The sequence below is a fragment of the Deltaproteobacteria bacterium genome, assembly GCA_019309045.1.
GTDB lineage: Bacteria > Desulfobacterota > Syntrophobacteria > BM002 > BM002 > JAFDGZ01.
The window spans coordinates 48789-57457 of the sequence record JAFDGZ010000010.1 but is presented as its reverse complement, the minus strand read 5'-3'; the positions used below and the strand labels follow the sequence as shown (position 1 = coordinate 57457).

The 8669-nt window shown below is 57.5% G+C and carries 2 protein-coding genes; one reads left to right on the top strand and one right to left on the bottom strand.

Annotated features, from left to right (window positions below):
- Positions 1–6560: hypothetical protein (locus JRI89_03930; GenBank protein ID MBW2070385.1), on the bottom strand; the 6560-nt coding region annotated here is incomplete at its 3' end.
- Between the two features lie 418 nt (positions 6561–6978).
- On the opposite strand from JRI89_03930, the gene JRI89_03925 reads away from it, so the two are divergent.
- A complete protein-coding gene (locus tag JRI89_03925; protein MBW2070384.1) occupies positions 6979–8640 on the top strand; it encodes an FAD-dependent oxidoreductase in 1662 nt (553 codons plus the stop codon).
- The last annotated feature ends 29 nt before the right edge of the window (positions 8641–8669 follow it).

Below are 8669 nucleotides of genomic sequence, written 5' to 3'. Positions count from 1 at the left end.
AAATCAACATCACCACCAGCAAAAAATATCGGGTCCTTGGCGGTCCATCTGCCTATGTCCGGGTCATAGTCACGGAAACCGAATCTTATCAGTCCAGTATCTCTGTCGTACAGACCTCCTGCGAAGCCGAAAGGTATCTCAAAGGATTCATTGGTATCTTCTATGATATTGCCGAAGGAGTCATAGTCGATTCTCTTTATCACGGTGCCCGCGGCATCCGCCACCACTTTCAGCGATCCCACCTGGTCGTAGGCGAGATAACAGGTGGCGCCCCCCTTTTCCACGGCCACTGGCAGGCGGCCGTCGGCGTAGAGAAAGCGCATCAGCAGGTTGTCTGCGCCGTCATAGACTGCCAGGAGCCTGGTCAGCCCCTGCCAGAGGTATTTTTCAATGATTACACCATCTATCTTCTTAGCAATTCTCCTGCCAAGGGGGTCGTGCACGTACTCGATGAGCCTGCCGTCGGGAAGTGTGACACTCAAAAGCTCGCCGCGAGAGGAGTAGCTGTAGGCAGTGGTCTCCGCACCTGCAGTCTTTGTAGTGAGATAGCCGTCCAGGTCATACTGGCAGGCTGCATCTCCTGCAGTGAGCAGCCGATCCTCGTCGTCATAATTGAAGGATCTGGCCGTGATTCCCCTCAGTGTGTTCATCTCGTAGATCCGCGTTCCAACACTATCATACTGGTACTCCTCCACCAGGGTGCCGTCCTTGGTCACGGTGAGAAGCCTTCCCATGGGATCATAGGTGTAGGAGTAGGTGTAGGTCACTCCGTCAACGGTCTCGCTCTTACTGGTGATCCTGCCGGCATTGTCCCTGGCAAGACTCCAGGAGGCGACCCCCTGGCCGGCCACAGTAAACTCCTCACCATCCACCTCGCCATAGCCGTTGAAGGTGCGGCTGAGATTGAGCGCTCCTCCGGTGATTGACTCCGGAAGGCCATTGCCCGCATTCCTTGCTATCGCAAAGCTGCCGACTCCGGTCAACAGACCATCATTGTCATAACCGTAGTTGACCGTGCCTCCTGCATAGCTGAAGCCTGTCAGGTTGAAGTCGTTGTTGTAAGTGTAGGCAAGCGCTTGATTCAGGGTGCCGCTCAGGGTCTCGGAGATCACCAGAGAGCCGTCATAGCCGTAGCTGATGCTCTCTGCTCCCTTGCTTACAGAGTCCATCCTGGTGCCGCAAGAGTAGCTGAGATCCACATTGCCCTCAGGGGTCTGCATCTCTTCCAACCTGCCGTTGCTGTAGATGTTTATGATCTGCCTTCCCGAGGGAAAGTTCACCTGGACGAGTCTCCTGTCCCTGTCATAGACATAGGTGTAGCTGCCGGAAAGCGGCGTCTCATAGGAGCTGTTGAGATTTACCTTGTTGTAGCCGAAGCTGTGCGTGATGCTCCCTGGATTGGTCAGCATGGTCATGTTGCCGTTTCTGTCATAGCTGAAGCCAAGGGAGCTTCCATCCGGCCGGCTGATGCCCGTCATCCTCCCCACTGCATCGTAGGCGTAGGTGGTGGTGCGGTTTTCGGGATCTGTTATGGTCTCAAGAAAGCCCTGTTCGTTGTAGGTGAAGCTGCTCTCTCTGCTGCCGGCGGCAACGGAGGTCAAACGGCCCCTCGCGTCATAGCCATAGCTCACATCGTGAAGCCCGGAAATAGTTAGAGTTGTGGTCAGCAAGGCAGCGGCATCATAGCTTGCCGTGACCGTCCTGCCAGCAGGAGAAGTGAGGCTCTTTTCCGCCTGAAGCGTGTCAGTGACCAGTGTGGTAGTCTTGCCGTTTACCGTAACAGCTTCTGTTATCCGGTCCGGCACACTGTCAGAGTCCATATCCCGGTACTGCTTGTCTCTCGTTGTTACCCTGGTGAGATCCGATGGAGTGCTCTCTTTCATCTCGCGCACGTACTGGAACCTGTACTCTGAATCTGTGCCATACTGAAAGGAAAACTCCATGCCGCAGGCAAGTGACTTGGTAATGCGCATCTCATCTGCAGCTTGCTGAAACAATGTCTGGGCGCCGGTGGGAGCGGTAATTATCGAGCTGTAGGCGCCGGTAGTATCTGTATGATCCAGATAAGAGGTGAGATTCCCCTCCGCAGTAGCCACTTGCGTGAGGATATCACCATCTGCAGAGGCACTGCTGCTGTAACTCCAGCGACCGCCCTCCTCATCCGTTACATCCACCACTCTTCCCACCTCATCGAATACATGCTCGAAGCGGTTGCCCTCGGGCTCCACCCTGGCAGTGAGGAGCCCTGCATCTGTGTACTCGAACAGGTAGGACTCCCCATCCGCACAGGTGATTCCGGTCAGATGATTGCTGCCGTCTATGGTGAGGGTGGTGGTGATGCCATCCGGAGAGGTGATGGCAAGCGGCTTACCATTGCTGTCTCTTTCGATTATTGTCTCGCCCCCGAAGCGGTCGGTTATGGACACCAGGTTGCCCTCAGCATCATAGCCGAACTCGTAGAGCACTGTGCCAGTGGCCAGATCCGTGGTCCTGAGATGGCGGCCGCTGCTTGCCAAAATGTAGCCGAGGCCGTTTGCCTCGGCAAAGCCAATCTCTCCCTCGGCCATATTGTTGAGCAGCACCAGGGGCGGGCTCACCTTGCGCACCCGGTAATTATGCGAGTCTGTAAGATAGAGGTTTCCCCTCACATCCACGGCCACCCCGTACGGACCGGCTAGTTCTGCCTCCGTGGCCACCATGCCGTCCCCGTTGTAGCCATAGATGCCGTTGCCCACCACTGTGGTGATCACGCCACCGGGGTTTACCTTGCGGATGCGGCGATTCTGCTCGGTGATGTAGAGATTGCCGGCTGCATCCACAGCCACCCGGCGCGGCTGCATGAGCTGTGCCTCAACGGCAGGCCCTCCGTCACCCAGGGCATCACCAGGAGTGCCCCCGCCTGCAACCGTGGTGATGATGCCGCTCGTGTCCACCTTTCTTACTCGTCCGTTGCCAAGATCAGCAATATAGAGGTTGCCTTCCGAATCCACGGCCACATCATAGGGACTGTTGAGGCGGGCCTCGGTGGCCAGGCCGCCGTCACCCCTGAAACTGCCGCTTCCGCCATTGGCCGGGCCGCTGCCTGCAACCGTAGTGACGATGCCATTGGTGTCCACCTTGCGCACCCGGTGCGTCTTGCAGTCCGCAATGTATAGATTGCCCTCGGAATCCACTGCCACCCCCACGGGCATGCTAAAGAGCGCCTCGGTGGCCGGACCGCCATCACCTGCAAAACCTGACATCTTTTTTCCCGCAACCGTGTGAATGATCCCTTCGGTATCTACCATGCGCACACTGTAGTGGTCCGGTAAATAGATGTTGCCCTGCGCATCCACGGCCACATCATAGGTCTGGCCGAGTCGATCTTCAGTGGCTGGAATGCCGTCTGTAGGACCGGTGGGTCCGCCTCCTGCCACGGTGGTGATGATACCTCGAGGATCAACCTTGCGAATCAGACGGTTCCAGCTGTCAGCAAAATAGACGCTGCCTTCGGCATCCACGGCAATGCCGTCTGTGGGACTGACTCGGGCCTGCGTGCCCGGTCCTCCATCACCACTGGAACCCCAGACACCCGTTCCTGCAATGGTGGTTATGATGCTGCTGCTGTTCTGCACCATGCCGCCGTCACCCTTGAATAGTGTGCCTGGATAGCTGGGACTCAGCTGGTGATGTACCGAGATGGTCCAACCCTCGGCGATGTCTGCTTTCAGGGCTCCCCGGTTAATGATGATCTCCGAGCGGTTCCAGGCGATAACCTCTTGCCTGCCCCGGATGGCCGTCGCCCCGATGCCTGCCTGGCCGAAAGAGTCGACCACAGCCCTGGCCCTGGAATACACTGCATCGTAGACAAAGCCCACAGATACTCTGGCAACTGTGGGCCTGGTAACCAGCCGGCCCAGATGATCCCGGCTGTCCCAGGTCACTTCCGCCACCTGCTCGGGCAGAGGATCCAGGTGCTGCCGCAAGGTCCTGCCGGCAATCTTCACCTCCACTTCAATCCTTTTGAGCATGGCAGGAACCGCAGCGCCGCTTGCAGGCACCGTGATCCGGTAGCCGTATCCGGAAACCCTGCTGCTGGAATAATGCAGGGCCAGCTGCGTGCCGGGGATAGCAAGGTCTTCGTGCAGGATGCGGCTTCGCTCTTCCACATAAGAACCGATCTGGGGTGATTGACAGTCGCGGGTGCACTGCTGGGAGACTGTGGGGCCGGCTGCAGGATTGGGCGGCCCAGCTCCCAGAGGAAAATCAAATGGCCAGTTGGCATCCCAGGGGCTGAAATGGCTTACTTCCAGGCGCCAGAAAGTGGCGCCGGGGACATACCTTGTCCCATCTACAAGACCCTGAACCTCATCCTGGAAGCTGCCGTCGCCATCGAGATCATCGCCCTGACCATCACCGTCTGCATCCAGGGCGTCCACCGCACCATCTCCATCCCTGTCCAGAAGCTGCACCACCCGACCGTTGTCAGCAGGCAGCCACACGCCCCGCTGCCGATCATAGTACCCCACAGGGACAATCTCACCCACTCCAAAGCCCAGGAAGTTATCCACCCAGCTGATAACGGGCTTGTCGAAGCGCACCCTTTCTGCGCCGTCCACAGTGAGCTCCACGCAGTAGGTAAAGGCAGAGGTGGGAGGCAGCAGAGCGGGCATGGACTGCGGCGTGGGATACTCGGTTGCCCGGATGGTGATCTGCGAGAGCTCCCGGATGACATTCCCCTGCCCGTCCACTTCATAGGCATGGGTATCACCAGTGAAGACCAGAGTGCAGGAGCGTGTGCCGAACTCGTCTGTCACCTGCGTGCTCTCGTGGGTAATCACCGTCTCCGGATTGTCGTCGAAGGTAACAAGCGTGGCTTCCGGGTCGGGGGCTATCATGGTCACAGTGTCCGCCACGGCAATATCGTTCCAGCCCACCTGGACCTTCCTCTGGGCGGTGATGAGACCTTCCTTTTGATAGACCACAACAACTGCACTGCCGCCTTCCACAGGCACGCTGAATCTTCCCTCTGCATCTGTGAGCGCGGTACCATATTCAGCATGATCCAGCATGGTGATGGCAACGCCCTCTATGGCGACGCCCTCTCTATCCTCCACCAGGCCGGTGACCAGGGAAAAGCGTTTCGATTCGTAGGAGCCAATCGTGGCATCAGGCGGGATCTGGTCCTCGTAGTCTTTGCCGAAGGAGCCCTCGGGCAGGGGCTCCACATTCGCTTTCACTGCAATGGTCACACTTGCTGTGGCCGCACCCCCGGGGCCGCTCACGGTGATGGTGTAGGTGGTGCTGCGCTCGGGCGAAACCAGCAGCGAGCCTTCGGGAGCCACCTCGCCGATTCCCTGGTCGATGCTGGCGGCACCGGCATGCTCGGATGACCAGGAAAGGGTTGCCGACTCACCGTAGAGGATGCTTTCCGGCGCGGCAGAGATGCTCACTGTGGGCTCCGCCCAGGTCACAGTCACGGTGACGCTCGCTGTGGCTGTGCCCCCAGGACCTGTGGCCGTGATGGTATAGCTGGTGGTCTGCGTGGGAGATACCTCGAGGGTGCCCTCGGCAGTCACCTTGCCGATTCCCTGATCAATAGTTACAGTTTCAGCATCTGTTGCCTCCCAGGAAAGCGTTGTAGATTCACCCGCCACAATGGCCTCTGGTGTTGCAGACATCGTCACTGTGGGCGCCACAGCGCCAAAGCCGCTCTCCAGGCTCACTTCCACACCCAACCCCACCTGGATATCCTTTGCTATGAAGGCGCCACGGACAACACTTCCCTGCCTGATTAAAATGGTGCCATGCGGCGCGTAGATGTTTGCCTGCACCGTGTTGTGGTAGCCTATGGTGGCAGCCTTGGGAATGGCATGCAGCCTGCCGGTCTTGCCGTTTATACCGTTTACATAGATGAGGATGTCTCCGGCGCTGACGCCCGAGCCTGCCTCAGGACCGATATAGGCGCCGTAGCCAGGCTGCAGACGGTTGTTGATCACCAGCTCTGTGGCCTCTCTGAACAGGAGCTCTGTCCCCAGGTAGCCCAGATCAAGGTTTTCCACCTGATAGCTGCCCCCTGCAAAAATGAGTCTGCCCCTGGCCCTCACCAGAATCCTTCCATAAGAGCCGGGCTCGAGCAGCATGGTCTCGCCCCTGCCAACGGTGACATCCTCCTGTCCTGGTGCGCAGGCGGGAAACTCGGGCAAAGATACTTCCAGGGGAAGTGCAAGCGGGCTGAATATTTCGCCCCTTATGGTGCCGTTGTTTATGAGCTCGTTCGTGTAGATATCATCTACCGAGCCATTGAGCTTTATCTTGACCGTGTCAGCATAGATTGCCGCCCCATCTGCGGTTGCCGCCCTCAGTCCAATGGTGACCTCCGATTGGGAGTCCAACCAGGGGCCAGGACTCGCTGTCATGCAGCCGATATTGCCGCTGTGTATTGCGGCCCCCTGCCGCAGCCAGACACTGTTTTCGGCAAGTAGAGAAAAAGAGGAAAGATCCATGGCCGCAGCTGCTGCTGCACCAGCGACCCAGAGACTCAATACCCAGATGACCAGACAGAAAACCTTGTTTCTCATGGTGCCCCCCAGAAGAAAACAGAGATTCACAGAATTGCTCGCCGCAGAACCCTGATGCCGGTGTCTGCAGAGACCCCTTCCTGGTGTGCAGCCGCACTGCTCACAGAGCGTGTTCAAGAAAAAACAGGGAGCAATAATGCAGAGCGCGCCCAATTGGATAAGAATGACTTGAACTCACAGGCAAGGGACATCGTGCGCCGGTGCCCTCTGCTGGTGCGCCTGATACCAGGTTCTTTTTACCAAAATGGCTCCCGGCGCGCAACAAAAAATAGTGAAAATTCTTCGGGCAGGGGAACAGTACTATTTTTCTTTTTCCTAGTTATCGGGTAATATTACTGCTTGTTTAAAATTTAAACCATGACCATGCCCCTACAGGGGTGGAATTCTGGTTTTTTCCTACTGTCCTGGAGGGTTGTTTATGGAAGTTAACAAACTGGTCATTGTCGGCGGAGTCGCTGCCGGAGCCTCGGCAGCAGCGAAGGCGAGACGCTGCAGCGAACAAGTAGAGATCATCATGTACGAAAAGGGGCCTGACATTTCTTATGCCAACTGCGGCCTCCCATATTATCTGGGGGGTGTTATCAAACCTCGCAGGCGCTTGCTCGTCAGCAGCATTGAGTTTTTCCGCCGCCGTTTTCGGGTGGAGGCCCATACCCGCAAAGAGGTAACCGCCATCGATCGCCGCAACAAGAAAATAGCTGTCAAGAACCTCAACAATGGGGAAATGGAGGAGCAAAGCTACGATCGCCTTATTCTGGCCCCAGGGTCTCACGCTATCCTGCCGCAGCTCCCGGGCATAGATCTGCCTTTTGTCTCGGCTTTCAAGACCATTGAAGACACTGACCGCATCTCTGGCTTCCTCAAAGAGAAAAAACCTCGCAGGGCAGTAGTGGTGGGAGCAGGTCTCATTGGTGTGGAGGTCCTGGAGAGTCTTGTTCTCAGGGGTCTCGAGGTTGCAGTAGTCGAGATGGCCCCCCAGATGCTCACCTTTCTCGACTGGGAAATGGCTGAAATAGTACGCCGGCACGTGGCTGCCAGGGAGATAAACCTTTATCTATCTGAAGGCCTGCAAGCCATAGAGGAGCACAACGGCCGAGGCCTGGTTCGAACTACTGCAGGCCGGCAGATTCCTGCTGACCTGGTTCTGGTGGCCATCGGCATTCGTCCCAATGTGGATCTCGCCAGACAGGCCGGCCTGGAGCTCGGCGTTACAGGCGGCATCAAGGTCAACGAATATATGCAGACGAGCGACCCGGATATTTTTGCTGCGGGCGACTGCATCGAGACCATCAACCTGGTGAGCGGGAAACCGGCTCTCATCCCCATGGGGTCGGCAGCCAACAAACAGGGCCGGGCAGCAGGCGCCAATGCCCTCGGCCGCCGCATCGCGGTCAGGGGCTTCACCGGCACGGTCATCGTCAAAGTCTTCGATCTCACAGTGGCCAGGACAGGCCTGTCAGAAAGGGAAGCCCTGGCCGAGGGTTTCTCTCCCCTGGCCATCTATATTGAACCGGCGCATCATGCGGAGTATTACCCGGGCGCCAAATTTCTCTATATCAAAACGGTGGCTGATCGTGCCAGCGGGCGTCTGCTCGGAGCTCAGATCATCGGCGAGGAGGGAGTGGACAAACGCATCGATGTTATGGCCACCGCCCTTTACAACAATATGACCCAGGAGGAGTTGCTGCAACTGGACCTGGCCTATGCACCGCCCTACTCTTCCGCCAGGGATCCCATAATTGTGGCAGGCGCCGTGGGTCAGAATTACCAGCAAGGCGACTGGAATCCTGTCACACCCGAAGAGCTCGTGGCGAAAATAGACAGAGGCGAGCCCATGGTGCTGGTGGACGTCAGGACCAGAATGGAAGTGAGGAAAACAGGAACCCTGCCCGGGGCTCTGCACATTCCTATTGACGAACTGCGCCGACATCTGGAGGATTTCGACCCGGAACAGGAAATTATTCTCTACTGTTCTCAGGGATTGCGCTCGTATCTCGGCCACCGCATCCTGGCCATGCACGGCTGCAAGCGCGTCAGAAGTCTTACGGGAGGCCTGTCCAACTGGCCTTATGAGAGATGAGGGGGATATCGGTTATCAGTTATCAGTTA